Raw genomic sequence first — 18,597 nt, forward strand, 5'->3', positions numbered from 1 at the left:
CATGGCGGAGAACAACCCGCTCAAGATCCACAACCTCCGTCCCGCCCCGGGCGCCAAGACCGCCAAGACCCGTGTGGGTCGTGGTGAGGCGTCGAAGGGTAAGACGGCCGGTCGTGGTACCAAGGGCACGAAGGCCCGTTACCAGGTTCCGGAGCGCTTCGAGGGTGGCCAGATGCCCCTCCACATGCGTCTCCCGAAGCTGAAGGGCTTCAAGAACCCGTTCAAGACCGAGTTCCAGGTTGTCAACCTCGACAAGCTGGCCTCGCTCTACCCCGAGGGTGGCGAGGTCACCGTCGAGGGTCTGGTGGCCAAGGGCGCCGTTCGCAAGAACAGCCTCGTCAAGGTCCTCGGACAGGGCGAGATCTCGGTGGCGCTGCAGGTGACGGTGGACGCCGTCTCCGGCTCCGCCAAGGAGAAGATCACCGCCGCGGGCGGTACTGTCACCGAGCTCGTCTGAGCGCGATGACGTGAACGATCCCGACCGGGGATATCCCATAACGGGGTATCCCCGGTTGGTCGTTCCACGGGGGCAGGGTCGCCGGTAAGGTGGCCTGCGCTGTTCATTTCCGTATTCGTCGAACCTCAAGACCGTCACCCTTGACGCAGTTGCGCGGGGGTCGCAGGAGGCACCGTGCTCACCGCGTTCGCCCGGGCGTTCAGGACGCCCGACCTGCGCAAGAAACTGCTCTTCACGCTCGGCATCATCGTGGTGTACCGGGTCGGTACCCACGTCCCGATCCCCGGCGTCAACTACACGGCCGTCCAACAGTGCGTGGACGAGGCGTCCGGCAACCAGGGCCTCTTCGGTCTCGTCAACATGTTCAGCGGCGGCGCGCTGCTGCAGATCACCATCTTCGCGCTGGGGATCATGCCGTACATCACGGCGAGCATCATCCTCCAGCTGCTGACCGTGGTGATCCCGCGTCTGGAGGCCCTCAAGAAGGAGGGCCAGGCCGGTACCGCGAAGATCACGCAGTACACGCGCTACCTGACCGTCGCGCTCGCCATCCTGCAGGGCACCGGCCTGGTCGCCACCGCCCGCAGCGGCGCGCTCTTCTCGGGCTGCACCGTCGCGTCGAGCATCGTCCCGGACCAGGCGATCTTCACCACCATCACCATGGTCATCTGCATGACCGCCGGTACGGCCGTCGTCATGTGGCTGGGCGAGCTGATCACCGACCGCGGCATCGGCAACGGCATGTCGATCCTCATGTTCATCTCGATCGCCGCGACGTTCCCGTCCGCGCTGTGGGCCATCAAGAAGCAGGGCAACCTGGCCGACGGCTGGATCGAGTTCGGGACCGTCATCCTCGTCGGCCTGGTCATGGTCGGCCTGGTGGTCTTCGTCGAGCAGGCTCAGCGCCGCATCCCCGTCCAGTACGCGAAGCGCATGATCGGACGCCGTTCCTACGGCGGCACGTCGACGTACATCCCGCTGAAGGTCAACCAGGCGGGTGTCATCCCGGTCATCTTCGCGTCGTCGCTGCTCTACATCCCGGCGCTGGTCGCGCAGTTCTCCAGCGGCAACTCCGGCTGGAAGACCTGGGTCGAGCAGAACCTCACCAAGGGTGACCACCCGATCTACCTGGTCAGCTACTTCTTGCTGATCGTTTTCTTCGCGTTCTTCTACGTGGCGATCTCCTTCAACCCCGAAGAAGTCGCCGACAACATGAAGAAGTATGGTGGCTTCATCCCGGGCATCCGGGCTGGCCGACCGACCGCTGAGTACCTGTCGTACGTGCTCAACCGGATCACCTGGCCGGGTTCGCTGTATCTGGGGCTGATCGCTCTTGTGCCAACGATGGCGTTGGTCGGGTTCGGGGCAACCGGTAACTTCCCGTTCGGCGGGACCAGCATCCTCATCATCGTGGGTGTCGGTCTCGAGACGGTGAAGCAGATCGAGAGCCAGCTTCAGCAGCGCAATTACGAAGGGTTCCTCCGCTGATGCGAATCGTTCTCGTCGGGCCTCCGGGTGCGGGAAAGGGCACGCAGGCCACGCGTCTCGCCGCGACGCTGCGTGTTCCGCACATCTCCACGGGCGACCTGTTCCGCGCCAACATCAGCCAGCAGACGGAGCTCGGGAAACTCGCGAAGTCCTACATGGACGCGGGCAACCTCGTCCCCGACGAGGTCACCATCGCGATGGCCAAGGACCGCATGGAGCAGCCGGACGCCGAGAACGGCTTCCTGCTCGACGGTTTCCCGCGCAACGTCTCGCAGGCCGAGGCGCTCGACGAGCTGCTGAAGACCGAGGGCATCAAGCTGGAAGCGGTGCTGGACCTCGAGGTTCCCGAGGAGGAGGTCGTCAAGCGGATCGCCGGTCGGCGGATCTGCCGCAACGACTCCGCGCATGTCTTCCACGTCACCTACAGCCCGCCGGCCCAGGACGGCGTCTGTGACGTCTGCGGCGGTGAGCTGTACCAGCGCGACGACGACTCCGAGGAGACCGTCCGCAAGCGGCTCGAGGTCTACCACACGCAGACCGAGCCGATCATCGACTACTACAAGGCGCAGGGGCTGGTCGTCACGATCTCCTCGCTGGGCCCGGTGGACGAGATCACGCGGCGGGCCCTGGAGGCCCTCAAGCGCGAGGACGCCGGCAAGTAGCCGTCGAGCTCGAACCGGCCGTGACGCCCCCTCGGGCGTCACGGCCGTACTGTTGTGTACTGACCGGTTGTCGTGAGTGACGGAGAGCGCAGGCCCCCCATGGTGCAGATCAAGAACCCCGAGCAGATCGCCACGATGCGTCAGGCGGGTCTTGTCGTCGCCGCCATCCACGCCGCGACCCGGGAGGCGGCGGTGCCCGGCGCCACCACCAAGGACCTGGACCAGGTGGCCCGCAAGGTCCTCGCCGACCACGGCGCCAAGCCCAACTTCCTCGGCTACGGCGGCTTCCCGGCCACCATCTGCACCTCGGTCAACGAGGTCGTCGTGCACGGCATCCCGTCCGACGAGGTCGTCCTGAAGGACGGCGACATCATCTCCATCGACTGCGGCGCGATCATCGACGGCTGGCACGGCGACGCCGCGTACACGGCTTTCGTGGGCTCCGGGCACGCTCCCGAGCTGGTCGAGCTGTCCCGGGTGACCGAGGAGTCGATGTGGGCCGGTATCGCGGCCATGAAGCAGGGCAACCGGCTGGTCGACGTCTCGCGCGCGATCGAGACGTACATCCGCCGCCAGCCGAAGCCGGGCGGCGGCAAGTACGGGATCATCGAGGACTACGGCGGCCACGGCATCGGCACCGAGATGCACATGGACCCGCATCTGCTGAACTACGTCGACCGCCGCCGCGGCAAGGGCCCCAAGCTGGTCCCGGGCTTCTGCCTCGCCATCGAGCCGATGGTCTCGCTGGGCACCCCGCGCACCGAGGTCCTCTCCGACGACTGGACGGTCATCACCACCGACGGCACCTGGTCCTCCCACTGGGAGCACTCGGTGGCGCTCACGGAGGCGGGGCCGCTGGTGCTGACCGCCCCGGACGGCGGCAAGGCGAAGCTCGCCGAGCACGGCGTGACGGCGGCGCCCGACCCGCTGGCCTGACGACGGCGCCCACCCCGCCGGCCTGACCGCGGCGCCCGTCCCGCCGGCCTGACCGCGGCGCCCGTCCCGTCGGCCTGACGGCGGCGTGACCCCGCCGGCACCGGTCCGACGCCTGCCTGACATCCGTCCGGCGCCGCTCTCCCGGCGCCGCCCGCGCCGTGGCGGCCGGGCGGTCGGGCCGTGGCGGCGCGCGATGCCCCTGCTTAAGGATCTCCCGTATGGGGCAGACTTCTGCGATTCGTCTTTCCGGGTGCGCTGACGTAGACTGACTCGTCGGCTCTCGTGCACCCGCATGTCCGCATGCGCCCCTCGGGGAAACGCACATGAGTCGATCAAGGTAGTCGATTCGAAGGGCGAAGCGTGGCCAAGAAGCAAGGTGCCATCGAGATCGAGGGCACTGTCGTCGAGTCTCTTCCGAACGCCATGTTCAAGGTCGAGCTCCAGAACGGCCACCAGGTCCTGGCACACATCAGCGGCAAGATGCGGATGCACTACATCCGTATCCTCCCTGACGACCGGGTCGTGGTGGAGCTGTCTCCGTACGACCTGACGCGTGGCCGGATCGTCTACCGCTACAAGTAGATCTTGCCCGCATCCCGTTCCGGCGGGGTGGTGGCACTGACCCGGAGAACCTCAATCCCATGAAGGTCAAGCCGAGCGTCAAGAAGATCTGCGACAAGTGCAGGGTGATCCGCCGTCACGGTCGGGTCATGGTCATCTGCGAGAACCCGCGCCACAAGCAGCGCCAGGGCTGACGCACGATCGACCTCACCCTCTGCATCGACATCGCAGAGACTTCGCACGACGCGAGCTGAACATGTTCATACGCGGATCCCGGGCGCCCTCGTGCGCCTGACACCCCCGGCTCGGAGGCCGGGGACCCAGTTCGTACCTGGTACGGCGGCTGGGAGCCGGTTCTGCGGAAGACCTCCGAAGATCACCAGGAGCCATTGAATGGCACGCGTTTCCGGTGTTGACATCCCGCGCGAAAAGCGCGTGGAGGTCGCCCTGACCTATGTGTTCGGCATCGGCCGGACGCTCTCCCAGCTGACGCTGGCCGAGACCGGCATCGACCCGAACACCCGCGTTCGCGACCTCTCCGAGGAGCAGCTCGTCGCGATCCGCGAGTACGTCGACAACAACATCAAGACCGAGGGTGACCTCCGTCGCGAGATCCAGGCCGACATCCGCCGCAAGGTCGAGATCGGCTGCTACCAGGGTCTCCGTCACCGTCGTGGTCTGCCCGTCCGCGGTCAGCGCACCAGCACGAACGCCCGTACCCGCAAGGGCCCGCGTCGCGCCATCGCCGGCAAGAAGAAGCCGGGCAAGAAGTAGTCCGCAGCGGACACGCCGTCCAGCGGTCTTCGCTGTAGGACCGACCACCTCCCGTAGGAGATATAGATGCCCCCCAAGGGTCGTCAGGGCGCTGCCAAGAAGGTGCGCCGCAAGGAAAAGAAGAACGTCGCTCACGGCCACGCGCACATCAAGAGCACGTTCAACAACACGATCGTTTCCATCACGGACCCGTCCGGCAACGTGATCTCCTGGGCCTCCGCCGGCCACGTCGGCTTCAAGGGCTCCCGGAAGTCCACGCCGTTCGCCGCGCAGATGGCCGCCGAGTCGGCCGCCCGCCGCGCCCAGGAGCACGGCATGCGCAAGGTCGACGTGTTCGTGAAGGGCCCGGGTTCCGGTCGCGAGACCGCGATCCGCTCCCTCCAGGCCACCGGCCTCGAGGTCGGCTCGATCCAGGACGTCACGCCGACCCCGCACAACGGCTGCCGTCCCCCCAAGCGCCGCCGCGTCTGACGCGAGCAGCTTGGACCTGAGGTTCTCGGGCGGTACGGCTCCGTAAAAGGGTCGTGCCGCCCGTACCCTTGCTGTACAGAGTCGGGCGTCAAATAGCGGGCGCCCCTGACTGAAGGATGCACACCATGCTGATCGCTCAGCGTCCGTCGCTGACCGAAGAGGTCGTCGACGAGTTCCGCTCCCGGTTCGTGATCGAGCCGCTGGAGCCGGGCTTCGGCTACACCCTCGGCAACTCCCTCCGCCGTACCCTCCTGTCGTCGATCCCCGGTGCGGCGGTCACGTCCATCCGCATCGACGGCGTCCTGCACGAGTTCACCACCGTGCCGGGCGTCAAGGAGGACGTCACCGACCTGATCCTCAACATCAAGCAGCTGGTCGTCTCCTCGGAGCACGACGAGCCGGTCGTGATGTACCTGCGCAAGCAGGGCCCGGGTCTGGTCACCGCCGCCGACATCGCGCCCCCGGCCGGTGTCGAGGTCCACAACCCCGACCTCGTCCTCGCCACCCTCAACGGCAAGGGCAAGCTGGAGATGGAGCTGACGGTCGAGCGCGGCCGCGGTTACGTCTCCGCCGTGCAGAACAAGCAGGTCGGTCAGGAGATCGGGCGCATCCCGGTCGACTCGATCTACTCGCCGGTCCTCAAGGTCACGTACAAGGTCGAGGCGACCCGAGTCGAGCAGCGCACCGACTTCGACAAGCTCATCGTCGACGTCGAGACCAAGCAGGCGATGCGTCCCCGTGACGCCATGGCCTCCGCCGGTAAGACGCTGGTCGAGCTGTTCGGTCTCGCGCGCGAGCTGAACATCGACGCCGAGGGCATCGACATGGGTCCGTCCCCGACGGACGCCGCGCTCGCCGCCGATCTGGCGCTGCCGATCGAGGAGCTCGAGCTCACCGTTCGGTCGTACAACTGCCTCAAGCGCGAGGGCATCCACTCCGTGGGTGAGCTCGTGGCGCGTTCCGAGGCCGACCTCCTGGACATCCGCAACTTCGGCGCGAAGTCCATCGACGAGGTCAAGGCGAAGCTGGCCGGCATGGGCCTGGCCCTCAAGGACAGCCCGCCCGGATTCGACCCGACCGCCGCCGCCGACGCCTTCGGCGCCGACGACGACGCGGACGCCGGGTTCGTGGAGACCGAGCAGTACTGACCGGTCCGACCGAGCCCCCTCCGGGGCGACCCCTCGGGGCCGTCCCGGATCTCCGACAGACGACCGTCTGCTCGGATACTGACCCCGGTACCTGATACGGCCGGGGCAGACACCTAGGAGAACACCATGCCGAAGCCCGCCAAGGGTGCCCGTCTGGGCGGCAGCGCCGCGCACGAGAAGCTGCTCCTCGCGAACCTCGCGAAGTCGCTCTTCGAGCACGGCCGGATCACCACCACCGAGGCGAAGGCCCGTCGGCTGCGGCCGTACGCCGAGCGTCTGGTGACCAAGGCGAAGAAGGGCGACCTTCACAACCGCCGCCAGGTCCTGCAGACCATCACGGACAAGGGCGTCGTCCACACGCTCTTCACCGAGATCGGCCCGCGGTACGAGAACCGCCCCGGTGGCTACACCCGCATCACCAAGATCGGTAACCGCCGTGGCGACAACGCGCCCATGGCCGTCATCGAGCTGGTCGAGGCCCTGACCGTCGCCCAGCAGGCGACCGGTGAGGCCGAGGCCGCCACCAAGCGCGCCGTCAAGGAAGACACCGCCAAGAAGGACCAGGCCGCCGAGGCCCCGTCCGACGAGGCCGTCGAGGACGCCAAGCCGGCCGAGTCGGCCGAGGAGTCCAAGGACGCCTGAGGCTCCGCCTGACGTCGACAGCGGGTTCGCCCTTCGGGGCGGGCCCGCTTTCGCGTACCTGAGAGGATGCGGGAGTGAGTGACGAAGTACAGCCCGGGTACGTCCGGGTGCGCCTCGACCTGTCGTACGACGGCGGCGAGTTCCACGGCTGGGCCAAGCAGGCGGGCGGCCGCCGGACCGTGCAGGGCGAGATCGAGGCCGCGCTGCGCACGGTGACCAGGGCGAAGGAGACCCCGTTCGACCTGACGGTGGCGGGGCGCACCGACGCGGGGGTGCACGCGCGCGGCCAGGTCGCCCACGTCGACCTGCCGGGCGCGCTGTGGGCCGAGCACCGCGAGAAGCTGCTCAAGCGGCTCGCCGGGCGGCTGCCGAAGGACGTCAGGGTGTGGAGCCTCACCGAGGCGCCCGAGGGCTTCAACGCCCGTTTCTCGGCGATCTGGCGGCGCTACGCGTACCGGGTCACCGACCACCCCGGGGGCGTCGACCCGCTGCTGCGCGGACACGTGCTGTGGCACGACTGGCCGCTCGACGTGGACGCCATGAACGAGGCGGCCCTGCGGCTGCTCGGCGAGCACGACTTCGCGGCCTACTGCAAGAAGCGGGAGGGCGCCACCACCATCCGCACCCTCCAGGAGCTGAGCCTGGTGCGCGGGGAGGACGGGATCGTCACGGCGACCGTGCGCGCCGACGCCTTCTGCCACAACATGGTGCGCTCCCTGATCGGGGCGCTGCTGTTCGTGGGGGACGGGCACCGCGGTCCCGAGTGGCCGGGGAAGGTGCTCGCGGCGGGGGTGCGGGACTCGGCGGTGCACGTGGTGCGCCCGCACGGGCTGACCCTCGAGGAGGTCGGCTACCCCGCCGACGAACTGCTGGCCGCGCGCAGCAAGGAGGCCCGCAACAGGCGCTCCCTGCCGGCGGCGGGGTGCTGCTGAGCGGTCAGCGGTTGGCGGCGGCAGACGCCTGGGCCTCGCCGCGGCGGTTGATCTGGCGGAAGGTGAACTCCGCCAGGTCGTCGCCGATCGAGAAGACCTGGGTGTCCTTGGTCGTGACGTCCTTGCCGTCGGTGAAGCCGGCGATGGTGAAGTAGGCGTAGCGGCCGACCGAGTTGATGGTCGTGCGGCAGAGCGCGGAGACGCAGAAGTCCTTCACGCCGCTGCCCGCGAGGGGCTTCACGAAGCCCTTCTTGTCCGACTGCGCCTTCGCCTTCGCCGCCTGCGCCTCGGTGTCGAAGACCGCGACGCCGACGGTGACCGCGGCGCCGTCCTTGACGTAGGTCGCGCGCATCAGGCTGGTGCAGCCGTTGGCGCGCAGGGCCGTCGGCAGGGTGCCCTGGGAGGCCGCCGAGCAGTCCTTGGCGTCGGCCGTGGCGCCCTTCTTGTACACGGTCGAGCCCATGGTCAGCTGGGTGCCGGGGAAGAGCAGCTCCGCGCTGAGGGGCGCCGTGTCCTTGGCCTTGCTGGCGATGAACTCCTTCGGGTCCAGCGGTGGCGCGGCGCTGGTCGGCGCGAAGGAGGGGGCGGTGCCGCCGCCCGGCAGCGAGGCCGAGGCCGGAAGCTCCGAGGTCGGCTTGTCGGCGCGCTTGTCGTCGCCCGCGGAGACGACGGCCATGGCGACGGCGGTGCCTATCGCGAGGGTGGCGAAGGCGCCGCCGCCTATCAGCAGCAGCCGTTTCTTGCGGTTGCGGCTCTCGGACGCCTCGGCGAGCGCGGCCCAGTCCGGGGTGCCGCCGTTGCCGTCGTCGGTCCACGGCTGCTGGGAGTGCGGTTTCCAGGGATCCCACTGGGACGGGGGTCCCCCCTGCTGCCCAAAGCTCATGGGGCGCATCTTAGACGGGGCGCGGGGCGTGCTGGTGCGCCCCAAGAGGGCTCGCAGGCCCTAGCGTTGCCCCGGTGAAGACCGGCAAAGACGACATCTCAGGGTGGTTGGTACGGCGGGCCTCCTGGCATCTGTGGGCGGTGCTGGCGCTCGTCCTGGGGTCCGCCGCGGTGGCCACGGCCCGTGTGACCTCGGACGGAGGGATGGACAACGCCATCGTCGTGCGGGCCGCGCGGACCTGGCTGGCCGGTGGGTCGCCGTATGACGATCCGCACTTCCTTTATTTCCCGAGCGCGGTCCTCGCGGCGGCTCCGCAGGCGCTGCTGCCCCTCTCCGTGCTGCGGCTGCTGGTGCCGGTGGCGGTCAGCGGCTGCCTGGTGCTCGGCTGGGGGTGCGCGCTGCGGCTGTACGGTGTCCCGCCGCGCAGCCGGTTCGCGGTGCTGGGGCTCACGGCGCTGGCGGCCGGGTTCGCGCCGTTCGGGCATCTGGTGCGGCTCGGGAACTGGACGGCGACCGCGGCGCTCGCGCTGCCGCTCGCCCTGCTGCTGGCCGGGCGGGGCCGCTGGACGGCGGCGGGCGCGGTGCTCGGCGCGGCCGTCGCCCTGAAGCCGCTGCTGGCGCCGGTGGCGCTGCTCCTCGTCTTCGCCCGGCGTCCGCGCGCGCTGGCGGCGCTGGTCCTGGTGCCCGCCGTCACCTCGGTCGTCTCTGCGCTGCTGCTGCCCGACCCCCTGGGGTTCGTCACCCGCACGCTGCCGTTCCTGCTGCGCGGCGACGACGGGTTCGTGCGGCTCTACGAGGCGTCCCCGGCGGCGGTGCTGCCGCGGCTCGGGGTGCCGCAGACGGCGGCGCAGGGTGTCGCGCTGCTGCTGTGCGTGACCGGGGTGGGGTGCGCGTACCTGCGCTGGCGGCGGGGCGGGCCGCAGCCGCAGCGGCTGGCGGAGACGGCGGCGGGGCTGATGCTCTCGGCGTTCCTGGTCTCCCGCCCGTCCTACGACCACTACCTGCTGGTGGTGGTGCCGCTGCTGCTCGCCGGGCTGCCGTTCCCGGGGGCGGTGGCCCGGACGCCGTGGTTCTGGCTGTCGCTGGCCCCGCAGCTCCCGGGGCTCCGGCTGCCCCTGCTGGAGGCGCCGCAGCGCAGGGCCTTCAAGGACGCCTGGACGCTGCTCGCGCTGGCCGCGACCGTGGCCCGGCACAACGCGCGGCCGGGCCGGTTCCGGGTCGCCGTGCCCCCGGCCGCCCGGCGCCGGGAGGCCGCCGCGGCCGAGCCGGTCGTGGGCGGGGATCCCGCGTTTTGACCCGTCCGGGGCAGCCCGGGTATTCTGCCTCTTCGTTGTGTATTGGCTTGCTCATTCTCACGGGACGGGCCCTTACACCGGTCCACCGGGCCGATGACCAGCGACCCACGTACGCGGTATGCGTCGCCGCAGTGCGGTCCAGGCTGTCGTGATCGTTTCGGTGACCTGTTCAGGACCATTCACTCGAAGCGAAGGCTACGAACCGTGCGTACGTACAGCCCCAAGCCCGGCGATGTGACGCGCCAGTGGCACGTCATCGACGCCCAGGACATCGTCCTGGGTCGTCTCGCCACGACCGCCGCCACCCTTCTGCGGGGCAAGCACAAGCCGATCTACGCCCCCCACGTCGACGCTGGTGACTTCGTCATCATCATCAACGCGGACAAGGTGCACCTGTCCGGCAACAAGCGGACCCAGAAGATGGCGTACCGCCACTCCGGCTACCCGGGTGGTCTGCGCTCCGTCCGTTACGACGAGCTGCTCGACAAGAACCCCGAGAAGGCCGTCGAGAAGGCCGTCAAGGGCATGCTCCCCAAGAACACCCTGGGCCGTCAGATGCTCACCAAGCTGAAGGTCTACTCGGGCGACCAGCACCCGCACGCTGCGCAGCAGCCGGTGCCGTTCGAGATCACCCAGGTCGCGCAGTAGTTCCGGCCACCCCCTAAGACTGAAACAGAATCTGAGGAGCATCGTGGCCGAGACCACTGCCGAGCAGCCGCTCGAAGAGCTTGAGATCGACAGCTACACCACGGAGTCGGACGTCCCCGTCGAGGGCGAGTACACCTCCGAGTCCCTCGCGTCCCGCTTCGGCGAGCCCCAGCCGGCCGCCGGCCTGGGCCGTCGCAAGAACGCCATCGCCCGCGTCCGGATCGTCCCGGGCACCGGCAAGTGGAAGATCAACGGTCGCACCCTTGAGGACTACTTCCCCAACAAGGTGCACCAGCAGGAAGTCAACGAGCCCTTCAAGGTGCTCGAGCTCGAGGGCCGCTACGACGTCGTCGCCCGCATCTCCGGCGGCGGTGTCTCCGGTCAGGCCGGTGCCCTGCGCCTCGGTGTGGCCCGCGCGCTGAACGAGGCCGACGTGGACAACAACCGCGCCCCCCTCAAGAAGGCCGGGTTCCTCAAGCGTGACGACCGTGCGGTCGAGCGCAAGAAGGCCGGTCTCAAGAAGGCCCGCAAGGCCCCGCAGTACAGCAAGCGCTAAACACAGCTGCTGCTCTGTACCTCGAACGCCCCGGCGGCACGCCACTTGTGCCGCCGGGGCGTTCGTTTATCACCGGCCAGGGCGTATAACGGCACAAGATGCTCAAAGGCTGGTGTGATCGGATGTTCACACATGGCAGGTCCGGGACGCGGGAGCCGCGCATCCCGGACCCACGCTTCCTCAAGGAGGACAAGTGGGACGACTCTTCGGCACGGACGGCGTGCGCGGCGTCGCCAACGCGGATCTGACCGCGGAGATGGCGCTCGGCCTCTCCGTGGCCGCGGCGCACGTACTCGCCGAGGCGGGCACCTTCGAGGGCCACCGGCCGAAGGCCGTCGTCGGACGGGATCCGCGCGCGTCCGGGGAGTTCCTGGAGGCGGCCGTCGTCGCGGGCCTGGCCAGCGCGGGCGTGGACGTGCTGCGGGTCGGCGTGCTGCCGACGCCCGCGGTGGCCTATCTCACCGGCGCGCTCGGCGCCGACCTCGGTGTGATGCTCTCCGCCAGCCACAACGCCATGCCCGACAACGGGATCAAGTTCTTCGCGCGCGGCGGCCACAAGCTCGCCGACGAGCTGGAGGACCGCATCGAGCACGTCTACGACGAGCACCGGCGCGGCGAGCCCTGGCAGCGGCCGACCGGCTCGGGCGTCGGCCGGGTGCGCTCCTACGACGAGGGGTTCGACCAGTACGTCGCGCATCTCATCGGCGTGCTCCCGAACCGGCTCGACGGTCTGAAGATCGTCCTGGACGAGGCACACGGCGCGGCCTCCCGGGTCTCGCCCGAGGCGTTCTCGCGGGCCGGAGCCGAGGTCATCACGATCGGCGCGGCCCCCGACGGACTCAACATCAACGACGGCTGCGGCTCCACCCACATGGGGCAGCTGAAGGCCGCGGTCGTCGAGCACGGCGCGGCGCTCGGCATCGCCCACGACGGTGACGCCGACCGGTGCCTCGCGGTGGACCACACCGGTGCCGAGGTCGACGGCGACCAGATCCTCGCGGTGCTCGCGCTGGACATGCGGGAACGTTCCGCGCTGCGGTCCGACACCGTCGTCGCGACGGTCATGTCGAACCTCGGGTTCAAGCTGGCGCTGGAGCGGGAGGGGCTGAAGCTCGTCCAGACCGCGGTCGGCGACCGGTACGTGCTGGAGGAGATGAAGCAGCACGGGTACGCGCTCGGGGGCGAGCAGTCCGGGCACGTGATCATCCTCGACCACGCGACGACCGGTGACGGCACGCTGACCGGGCTGATGCTGGCGGCGCGGGTCGCCGCCACGGGGACGCCGCTGCGGGAGCTGGCCGCGGTGATGGAGCGGTTGCCGCAGGTGCTGGTGAACGTGCCGGACGTGGACCGGGGCAAGGTGGGGACGTCCGCAGAGCTGGCGACCGCCGTCGCCGAGGCCGAGCGGGAGCTGGGGGGTACCGGGCGGGTGCTGCTGCGGCCGTCCGGGACCGAGCCGCTGGTGCGGGTGATGGTCGAGGCCGCGGACATCGAGCAGGCCCGTGCTGTCGCGGGGCGGCTGGCTGATGCGGTGAAGTCCGCGTTGGGGTAGTGAGCGGGGAGGGGTGGGGGGTGCTGTGGTGGTTCGGCCGCGGGTGTGTTGTGGCTGGGCGCGCAGTTCCCCGCGCCCCTGGTGGGTTGTTCTGATCCCGGGTGCTTGGTTCCCCGCGCCCCTGGTGGGTGGCTAGCGGGGAGTGGTGCTGGGTGGGCTTGTGCGGTGGCGGTTCCAGAGGTGTTTCTGGGTCAGCAGGGTCAGGGTGCCCGCCACGGTGATGCCCGCCAGGTTCAGCAGGAGCTGTTCCGTGGAGCCCCAGGCCTGGCGGTACTCGTCGTAGGCGAAGGCCACCGCCGCGTTGGCCGCCGCCGGGACCGTCGTCACGGAGATCGCCACCCCCACCAGGGCGCCCGACTTCGACGACGTCAGGGAGAGGGTGCCGGCCACGCCCGCCAGGACCGCCACGACGAAGGAGAACGCGTCGGGCCGGTAGATGAAGTTGGTGTTGGGGCGGTCCGCCTCCAGCCGGACCCGGGTGAACAGGTCGAACGCGTCCATGAGGTGGGTGAAGCCGACCGTCACCGCCATCGCCACCGCGAACCCGGCCAGCAGCGCGATCAGTGAGCGCAGCGCGAGCCGCGGGGCCCGCTGGACGAGCGCGGTGCAGACCCCGGCGAGCGGGCCGAACTCCGGCCCCACCGCCATCGCGCCCACGATCAGGATCGCGTTGTCCAGGACCACGCCGCAGGCCGCGATCATCGTGGCCAGGGTGATGAACGCCAGGTAGGTGACGGAGAGCGTGGACTCCTCGTGGGTGGCCTCCGACAACTGCTCCCAGACGACCGCGTCCGCGCCCTCGCCCGGGGCGTCCTCCTCGGCCCGGTCGGCCCGCTCCGACAGCGACAGGTCGATCGACCCGACGGCGATGGAACCGGTCCGGTCGAGGCCCAGCTCGCGCAGCCCGGTGAGGAGGTCGTCGGCCGCCTCGCGGGCGACGTCGCACAGGACCAGGTCGCCCGCCGGATCGCGGGCCGCGCCCGGCAGCACCACCAGGTGGGCGGTGCCGACGGTCGCCCCGATCAGACGGACGACGGCGTCGGTCGTCCCGGACGGTGTGATCAGACGCAGATGCAGCATGGCGCTCATCTAACAGGCAGCCCGCCGCGCGGCCCGCGCCCGGTGGGTCAGAGCTTGCGCAGCCGCAGCCGCTGCACCTTGTGGTCGGGGCCCTTGCGGATCACCAGGGTGGCCCGGCCCCGGGTGGGCGCGATGTTCTCCACCAGGTTGGGGAGGTTGATCGTGCGCCACTGGGTGCGCGCGTAGTCGAGGGCCTCCTCCTCGGAGACCTGGGTGTAAGTGCGGAAGTACGACGACGGGTCCTGGAACGCGGTGGCGCGCAGTTGCCGGAACCGGTTGAGGTACCAGCGCTCGACGTCGTCGGGGTGCGCGTCGACGTAGACGCTGAAGTCGAAGTAGTCGGCGAGGGCGACCCGGGTGCGCCCGTCCTGGCCGGGCAGGGCGGGCTGGAGGACGTTGAGGCCCTCCACGATCAGGATGTCGGGGCGGCGCACGACGAGCTTCTCGTCCGGGACGATGTCGTAGATGAGGTGGGAGTAGACGGGGGCCGTCACCTCGTCCTTGCCCGCCTTGATGTCGGCGACGAAGCGGGTGAGCGCGCGGCGGTCGTACGACTCGGGGAAACCCTTGCGGGCCATCAGGCCGCGCGCCTTCAGCTCCTTGGTGGGCAGCAGGAAGCCGTCCGTGGTGACGCGCTCCACCCGGGGGTGTTCGGGCCAGCGCGAGAGCAGCGCCTGGAGCAGCCGGGCCACGGTCGACTTGCCGCCCGCGACCGAACCCGCGACCCCTATGACGAACGGCGTCCCGGCCTGGGAGCCCTTCTCGCCGAGGAACGTGTTCAGGGCGCCGCGCAGGCCGTCGGTGGCGCCGACGTAGAGGTTGAGGAGCCGGGAGAGCGGGAGGTAGATGTCACGCACCTCGTCGAGGTCGATGACATCGCCGAGGCCGCGCAGCTTCTCGACCTCCTCGGCGGTGAGCGGCAGCGGTGTCTTGTGCCGCAGCGCGCTCCACTCGGCTCGGGTGAGATCGACGTAGGGAGTCGCCTCCGGCCTGTGCCGGTGGGCGCTCCGGGGCATCGGGGAGACCGGAGAGATCACAGTCCATTGTTAACGGAGTTTGAACGGGGCGGAGGGTGGGGTCGGTCACGTCGGCCGAACGGCCGCCGCGATTTCCGGAATCGGGCACGATGTGCCGTGTTCTGACCGGGTCTGGCGCCTAGGCTGCCGCTCATGTGCGGAATTGTGGGATACGTGGGGTCGCAGTCGGCGCTGGACGTGGTCATGGCCGGACTGAAGCGGCTGGAGTACCGGGGGTACGACTCGGCGGGCGTGGCGGTGCCCGCGGACGGGGGGCTGGCCGCGGCGAAGCGGGCGGGCAAGCTCGTCAACCTGGAGAAGGAACTGCTCGAACGGCCGCTGCCGAGCGGCTCCACGGGCATCGGGCACACCCGCTGGGCCACGCACGGCGGCCCGACCGACGCCAACGCCCACCCGCATCTCGACAACGCGGGCCGGGTCGCCGTCGTCCACAACGGGATCATCGAGAACTTCGCCGCCCTCCGCGGCGAGCTGGCCGGGCGCGGGCACGACCTGGTCTCCGAGACCGACACCGAGGTCGTCGCGCACCTGCTCGCCGAGGAGTTCTCGGCGGGCGCCGACCTCGCCGAGGCGATGCGGCTGGTGTGCCGCAGGCTCGAAGGGGCGTTCACGCTGGTCGCGGTGCACGCGGACGCGCCGGACGTGGTGGTCGGCGCGCGCCGCAACTCGCCGCTGGTGGTGGGCGTGGGGGAGGGCGAGTCGTTCCTCGCCTCCGACGTCGCCGCGTTCATCGCGCACACCCGGTCGGCGATCGAGCTGGGCCAGGACCAGGTGGTGGAGCTGCGCCGGGACGGGGTCACCGTGACCGGCTTCGACGGCAGCCCGGCCGAGGTCCGCTCGTACCACGTCGACTGGGACGCGTCGGCGGCGGAGAAGGGCGGCTACGACTACTTCATGCTGAAGGAGATCGCCGAGCAGCCCAAGGCGGTCGCCGACACCCTGCTGGGCCGCATCGACGCGGCGGGGTCGCTGACCCTCGACGAGGTCAGGATCGGCGCCGCCGAGCTGCGCGAGCTGGACAAGGTCGTGATCGTGGCGTGCGGGACGGCCTTCCACGCCGGTCTGATCGCCAAGTACGCCATCGAGCACTGGACGCGGCTGCCCTGCGAGGTGGAGCTGGCCAGCGAGTTCCGCTACCGGGACCCGATCCTCGACCCGCGGTCCCTGGTCGTGGCGATCTCGCAGTCCGGCGAGACGATGGACACCCTGATGGCGCTGCGGCACGCCCGTGAGCAGGGCTCCAAGGTGCTCGCCATCTGCAACACCAACGGGTCGACGATCCCGCGCGAGTCCGACGCGGTGCTGTACACGCACGCCGGTCCCGAGGTCGCCGTCGCCTCCACGAAGGCGTTCCTGACCCAGCTCGTGGCCTGCTACCTGGTGGCGCTGTACCTGGGCCAGGTGCGGGGCACCAAGTGGGGCGACGAGATCCGCGCGGTGATCCGGGACCTGTCGCGCATCTCCGGCGCGGTCGAACGGGTCCTGGAGACGATGGAGCCGGTGCGCGCGCTGGCCAGGTCGCTGGCCGGCAAGAAGACCGTGCTCTTCCTGGGGCGGCACGTCGGCTACCCGGTCGCCCTGGAGGGCGCGCTCAAGCTCAAGGAGCTGGCCTACATGCACGCGGAGGGCTTCGCGGCGGGCGAGCTGAAGCACGGGCCGATCGCGCTGATCGAGGAGGACCTGCCGGTGGTGGTCGTGGTGCCGTCGCCGCGCGGGCGGTCGGTGCTGCACGACAAGATCGTCTCGAACATCCAGGAGATCAGGGCGCGCGGTGCCCGGACGATCGTGATCGCGGAGGAGGGCGACGACGCGGTCGTCCCGTACGCGGACCACCTGATCCGCATCCCGGTCACCCCGACGCTGCTTCAGCCGCTGGTGTCGACCGTGCCGTTGCAGGTGTTCGCGTGCGAGCTGGCGACGGCCCGGGGCAACGAGGTGGACCAGCCGCGGAACCTGGCCAAGTCCGTGACGGTGGAGTGAGCCGGTCCGGGGTGCGCCGAGGGCGCGCGTAGGGGCGGTCGGCACCGGGGGCGGTCGGCACCGGCCGCCCGCCCCGCGGTCGCTGATCCTTCGTCCCGCCGGGCCGTGTCTGACAGATCCCGCCCGGCCCGCGGGCGCACGGCGCTCTGTGTCAGACCCGCCCTAGTAGACGCAGGTCTTCAGGACCCAGCCCTTCCTGGAGTTGTAACTCGCGTAGTACCACTGGTCGCTCGTCTTGCCGCAGGCCGTGTACTTCGCGCCCTTGTAGGTGTTGCCGTCGTTGCAGACCGCGCCCGACTTGCCCTTGGGCCAGACGCCGATCGCCGTGGAGGCGGCCGTCGGCTTGGTGCGGATGTTGACGCTCTCCTTGGGCTTGATCGGGCTCAGGACGTGGCTGCAGTCGGTCGGCAGCGCGGCCGTGGCCGACGCGGAGGCCGGTGCGGCGGCGGGCTGGGCGACGGCCGTCCCGCCGGTGAGCGTGGCGCAGGCGAGCGCCGCGGCGGCGGCCGCGATGCTCAGAGACTTCGGCTTCATGCTGGTTCTCCCCGTTGCGTGCAAAGGCGATCCGCTCTCCGCGGATCACCGGGAACCCTAGTCGTACGACTGTCCGGAGATCGAACCTTTCCCCGAGCAAGTCGAGGCCGGGGGAGGGGCGCTGACCGTAGGGTGCTCGGCATGAGCATCATCGGGGTCGGGATCGACGTCGCCGAGATCGAGCGGTTCGGGGCGTCGCTGACGCGAACTCCCGCCCTCGCCGAACGGCTTTTCGTGGACAGCGAGTTGCTGCTGCCGAGCGGTGAACGGCGGGGTGTCGCGTCGCTGGCCGCCCGGTTCGCCGCCAAGGAGGCCCTCGCGAAGGCGCTCGGGGCACCGGCCGGGCTGCTGTGGACCGACGCCGAGGTGTACGTCGAGGAGAGCGGACGGCCCCGGCTGCGGGTGACCGGGACGGTGGCGGCGCGCGCGGCCGAGCTGGGGGTGCGCGGCTGGCACGTGTCGCTGAGCCATGACGCGGGGGTCGCCTCCGCGGTCGTCATCGCGGAGGGGTGAGCGGGCGGAACCGGCGGGCGGGGCACCGGGACCGGGACCCGGCCGAGAGGGTCGGCCCGGGTCGGGCCCAGGGCCAGGTCGGGGGCCGCGAGCGGGGTCCGGCCGGGCCGGGCCGGGGAGCCGAGGCGGGGCCGGGGAGCGAGGAGCGCGTGGCCCGGGGAGACTTGGACCCATGCGTACCGCGTACAGCGTCGACACCGTCCGGACCGCCGAACGCGCCCTCATGGCGCGGCTTCCCGAGGGCGCGCTGATGCAACGCGCCGCCGCCGGGCTCGCCGCCGCCTGCGCCGAACTGCTGGGGCGGGTGTACGGACGCCGGGTGGTCCTGCTCGTCGGCAGCGGAGACAACGGCGGTGACGCCCTCCACGCCGGGGCCCGGCTCGCCCGCCGGGGCGCCGGGGTGACGGCGGTGCTGCTCGCCCCGCCCGCGAGGACCCACGCCGGCGGG

22 protein-coding genes are annotated in these 18,597 nt (G+C 70.3%); 18 read left to right on the forward strand and 4 right to left on the reverse strand.

From position 1 onward, the window contains the following. Position 1: 1 nt before the first annotated feature. From rplO to truA, 11 genes are all read left to right on the forward strand, one after another. A complete protein-coding gene (gene rplO / locus GA0115242_RS04900; RefSeq protein ID WP_093824865.1) occupies positions 2 to 457 on the forward strand; it encodes a 50S ribosomal protein L15 in 456 nt (151 codons plus the stop codon). A 174-nt stretch (positions 458 to 631) separates the two neighbouring features. Then, the gene (gene secY, locus GA0115242_RS04905; RefSeq protein WP_093824867.1) at positions 632 to 1,945 is read left to right on the forward strand and encodes a preprotein translocase subunit SecY; all 1,314 of its coding nucleotides are present in this window, start codon (positions 632 to 634) and stop codon (positions 1,943 to 1,945) included. Then, entirely contained in the window at positions 1,945 to 2,607 is a 663-nt protein-coding gene (locus tag GA0115242_RS04910) for an adenylate kinase (RefSeq protein ID WP_093824869.1), read from the forward strand. The genes secY and GA0115242_RS04910 overlap by 1 nt, the downstream gene beginning before the upstream one ends. 99 nt (positions 2,608 to 2,706) lie before the next feature. Continuing rightward, the gene (map, locus tag GA0115242_RS04915; RefSeq protein ID WP_093824871.1) at positions 2,707 to 3,543 is read left to right on the forward strand and encodes a type I methionyl aminopeptidase; all 837 of its coding nucleotides are present in this window, start codon (positions 2,707 to 2,709) and stop codon (positions 3,541 to 3,543) included. A gap of 360 nt (positions 3,544 to 3,903) precedes the next feature. Then, the gene (gene infA / locus GA0115242_RS04920) at positions 3,904 to 4,125 is read left to right on the forward strand and encodes a translation initiation factor IF-1 (RefSeq protein WP_003948620.1); all 222 of its coding nucleotides are present in this window, start codon (positions 3,904 to 3,906) and stop codon (positions 4,123 to 4,125) included. A 59-nt stretch (positions 4,126 to 4,184) separates the two neighbouring features. Then, complete coding sequence (gene rpmJ / locus GA0115242_RS04925) at positions 4,185 to 4,298, forward strand: 50S ribosomal protein L36 (RefSeq protein ID WP_003998809.1); 114 nt, start codon at positions 4,185 to 4,187, stop codon at positions 4,296 to 4,298. A gap of 199 nt (positions 4,299 to 4,497) precedes the next feature. Then, positions 4,498 to 4,878, forward strand: coding sequence for a 30S ribosomal protein S13 (rpsM, locus tag GA0115242_RS04930; RefSeq protein ID WP_037680379.1), 381 nt, complete (start codon positions 4,498 to 4,500; stop codon positions 4,876 to 4,878). A 66-nt stretch (positions 4,879 to 4,944) separates the two neighbouring features. Beyond that, positions 4,945 to 5,349 (forward strand): 30S ribosomal protein S11, encoded by a 405-nt coding sequence (rpsK, locus tag GA0115242_RS04935; RefSeq protein ID WP_003956432.1) that lies wholly within the window; start codon positions 4,945 to 4,947, stop codon positions 5,347 to 5,349. A 125-nt stretch (positions 5,350 to 5,474) separates the two neighbouring features. Further along, on the forward strand, positions 5,475 to 6,497 hold the full coding sequence (locus GA0115242_RS04940) for a DNA-directed RNA polymerase subunit alpha (protein WP_003966937.1): 1,023 nt from the start codon (positions 5,475 to 5,477) through the stop codon (positions 6,495 to 6,497). 126 nt (positions 6,498 to 6,623) lie between these two features. Beyond that, a complete protein-coding gene (gene rplQ, locus GA0115242_RS04945; protein ID WP_093824873.1) occupies positions 6,624 to 7,139 on the forward strand; it encodes a 50S ribosomal protein L17 in 516 nt (171 codons plus the stop codon). A 74-nt stretch (positions 7,140 to 7,213) separates the two neighbouring features. Next, positions 7,214 to 8,071 (forward strand): tRNA pseudouridine(38-40) synthase TruA, encoded by an 858-nt coding sequence (truA, locus tag GA0115242_RS04950; protein WP_093824874.1) that lies wholly within the window; start codon positions 7,214 to 7,216, stop codon positions 8,069 to 8,071. A gap of 4 nt (positions 8,072 to 8,075) precedes the next feature. Here truA and GA0115242_RS04955 read toward each other — a convergent pair whose 3' ends face one another. Further along, the gene (locus GA0115242_RS04955; protein WP_093824876.1) at positions 8,076 to 8,954 is read right to left on the reverse strand and encodes a hypothetical protein; all 879 of its coding nucleotides are present in this window, start codon (positions 8,952 to 8,954) and stop codon (positions 8,076 to 8,078) included. 74 nt (positions 8,955 to 9,028) lie between these two features. Here GA0115242_RS04955 and GA0115242_RS04960 point away from each other — a divergent pair, with 74 nt between their 5' ends. The 4 genes from GA0115242_RS04960 (at position 9,029) to glmM (ending at position 13,005) form a co-directional block, all read left to right on the forward strand. Beyond that, positions 9,029 to 10,249 carry a glycosyltransferase 87 family protein gene (locus GA0115242_RS04960; RefSeq protein WP_093824877.1) on the forward strand — a complete coding sequence of 407 codons (1,221 nt, stop codon included), beginning with the start codon at positions 9,029 to 9,031 and terminating at the stop codon, positions 10,247 to 10,249. Positions 10,250 to 10,453: 204 nt separating this feature from the next. Beyond that, complete coding sequence (gene rplM, locus GA0115242_RS04965) at positions 10,454 to 10,897, forward strand: 50S ribosomal protein L13 (RefSeq protein ID WP_093824879.1); 444 nt, start codon at positions 10,454 to 10,456, stop codon at positions 10,895 to 10,897. Positions 10,898 to 10,940: 43 nt separating this feature from the next. Continuing rightward, positions 10,941 to 11,453 (forward strand): 30S ribosomal protein S9, encoded by a 513-nt coding sequence (gene rpsI / locus GA0115242_RS04970; protein WP_093824881.1) that lies wholly within the window; start codon positions 10,941 to 10,943, stop codon positions 11,451 to 11,453. A gap of 193 nt (positions 11,454 to 11,646) precedes the next feature. Continuing rightward, positions 11,647 to 13,005: a phosphoglucosamine mutase gene (glmM, locus tag GA0115242_RS04975; protein WP_093824883.1), complete on the forward strand. Its 1,359-nt coding sequence runs from the start codon at positions 11,647 to 11,649 to the stop codon at positions 13,003 to 13,005. A 132-nt stretch (positions 13,006 to 13,137) separates the two neighbouring features. On the opposite strand, the gene GA0115242_RS04980 is transcribed toward glmM, so the two are convergent. Together GA0115242_RS04980 and coaA are read right to left on the reverse strand one after the other, a co-directional pair. Beyond that, complete coding sequence (locus tag GA0115242_RS04980; protein ID WP_093824885.1) at positions 13,138 to 14,085, reverse strand: DUF389 domain-containing protein; 948 nt, start codon at positions 14,083 to 14,085, stop codon at positions 13,138 to 13,140. Positions 14,086 to 14,132: 47 nt separating this feature from the next. Next, positions 14,133 to 15,101, reverse strand: a complete 969-nt coding sequence (coaA, locus tag GA0115242_RS04985; protein ID WP_161353003.1) for a type I pantothenate kinase — start codon at positions 15,099 to 15,101, stop codon at positions 14,133 to 14,135. A 153-nt stretch (positions 15,102 to 15,254) separates the two neighbouring features. Here coaA and glmS point away from each other — a divergent pair, with 153 nt between their 5' ends. Beyond that, positions 15,255 to 17,102, forward strand: a complete 1,848-nt coding sequence (gene glmS, locus GA0115242_RS04990) for a glutamine--fructose-6-phosphate transaminase (isomerizing) (RefSeq protein WP_093824889.1) — start codon at positions 15,255 to 15,257, stop codon at positions 17,100 to 17,102. A 162-nt stretch (positions 17,103 to 17,264) separates the two neighbouring features. Here glmS and GA0115242_RS04995 read toward each other — a convergent pair whose 3' ends face one another. After that, positions 17,265 to 17,636 (reverse strand): hypothetical protein, encoded by a 372-nt coding sequence (locus GA0115242_RS04995; protein ID WP_093824892.1) that lies wholly within the window; start codon positions 17,634 to 17,636, stop codon positions 17,265 to 17,267. Between the two features lie 141 nt (positions 17,637 to 17,777). On the opposite strand from GA0115242_RS04995, the gene GA0115242_RS05000 reads away from it, so the two are divergent. Further along, positions 17,778 to 18,149 carry a holo-ACP synthase gene (locus GA0115242_RS05000; RefSeq protein ID WP_093824894.1) on the forward strand — a complete coding sequence of 124 codons (372 nt, stop codon included), beginning with the start codon at positions 17,778 to 17,780 and terminating at the stop codon, positions 18,147 to 18,149. A 172-nt stretch (positions 18,150 to 18,321) separates the two neighbouring features. Further along, on the forward strand, positions 18,322 to 18,597 hold a 276-nt coding region (locus GA0115242_RS05005; protein ID WP_272925243.1), incomplete at its 3' end, for an NAD(P)H-hydrate epimerase.

The organism is Streptomyces sp. SolWspMP-5a-2, assembly GCF_900091845.1.
GTDB lineage: Bacteria > Actinomycetota > Actinomycetes > Streptomycetales > Streptomycetaceae > Streptomyces > Streptomyces doudnae.

What these genes read in the sequence shown, in the direction of transcription:
- rpmJ (WP_003998809.1), top strand. Translation starts at nt 4,185, where the DNA reads ATGAAGGTCAAGCCGAGCGTCAAGAAGATCTGCGACAAGTGCAGGGTG.
- GA0115242_RS04940 (WP_003966937.1), top strand. Translation starts at nt 5,475, where the DNA reads ATGCTGATCGCTCAGCGTCCGTCGCTGACCGAAGAGGTCGTCGACGAG.
- GA0115242_RS04980 (WP_093824885.1), bottom strand. Translation starts at nt 14,085, where the DNA reads ATGCTGCATCTGCGTCTGATCACACCGTCCGGGACGACCGACGCCGTC.
- map (WP_093824871.1), top strand. Translation starts at nt 2,707, where the DNA reads ATGGTGCAGATCAAGAACCCCGAGCAGATCGCCACGATGCGTCAGGCG.
- rpsK (WP_003956432.1), top strand. Translation starts at nt 4,945, where the DNA reads ATGCCCCCCAAGGGTCGTCAGGGCGCTGCCAAGAAGGTGCGCCGCAAG.
- rplO (WP_093824865.1), top strand. Translation starts at nt 2, where the DNA reads ATGGCGGAGAACAACCCGCTCAAGATCCACAACCTCCGTCCCGCCCCG.
- glmS (WP_093824889.1), top strand. Translation starts at nt 15,255, where the DNA reads ATGTGCGGAATTGTGGGATACGTGGGGTCGCAGTCGGCGCTGGACGTG.
- rplQ (WP_093824873.1), top strand. Translation starts at nt 6,624, where the DNA reads ATGCCGAAGCCCGCCAAGGGTGCCCGTCTGGGCGGCAGCGCCGCGCAC.
- GA0115242_RS05000 (WP_093824894.1), top strand. Translation starts at nt 17,778, where the DNA reads ATGAGCATCATCGGGGTCGGGATCGACGTCGCCGAGATCGAGCGGTTC.
- GA0115242_RS04955 (WP_093824876.1), bottom strand. Translation starts at nt 8,954, where the DNA reads ATGAGCTTTGGGCAGCAGGGGGGACCCCCGTCCCAGTGGGATCCCTGG.
- GA0115242_RS04995 (WP_093824892.1), bottom strand. Translation starts at nt 17,636, where the DNA reads ATGAAGCCGAAGTCTCTGAGCATCGCGGCCGCCGCCGCGGCGCTCGCC.
- GA0115242_RS04910 (WP_093824869.1), top strand. Translation starts at nt 1,945, where the DNA reads ATGCGAATCGTTCTCGTCGGGCCTCCGGGTGCGGGAAAGGGCACGCAG.
- coaA (WP_161353003.1), bottom strand. Translation starts at nt 15,101, where the DNA reads ATGCCCCGGAGCGCCCACCGGCACAGGCCGGAGGCGACTCCCTACGTC.
- rpsM (WP_037680379.1), top strand. Translation starts at nt 4,498, where the DNA reads ATGGCACGCGTTTCCGGTGTTGACATCCCGCGCGAAAAGCGCGTGGAG.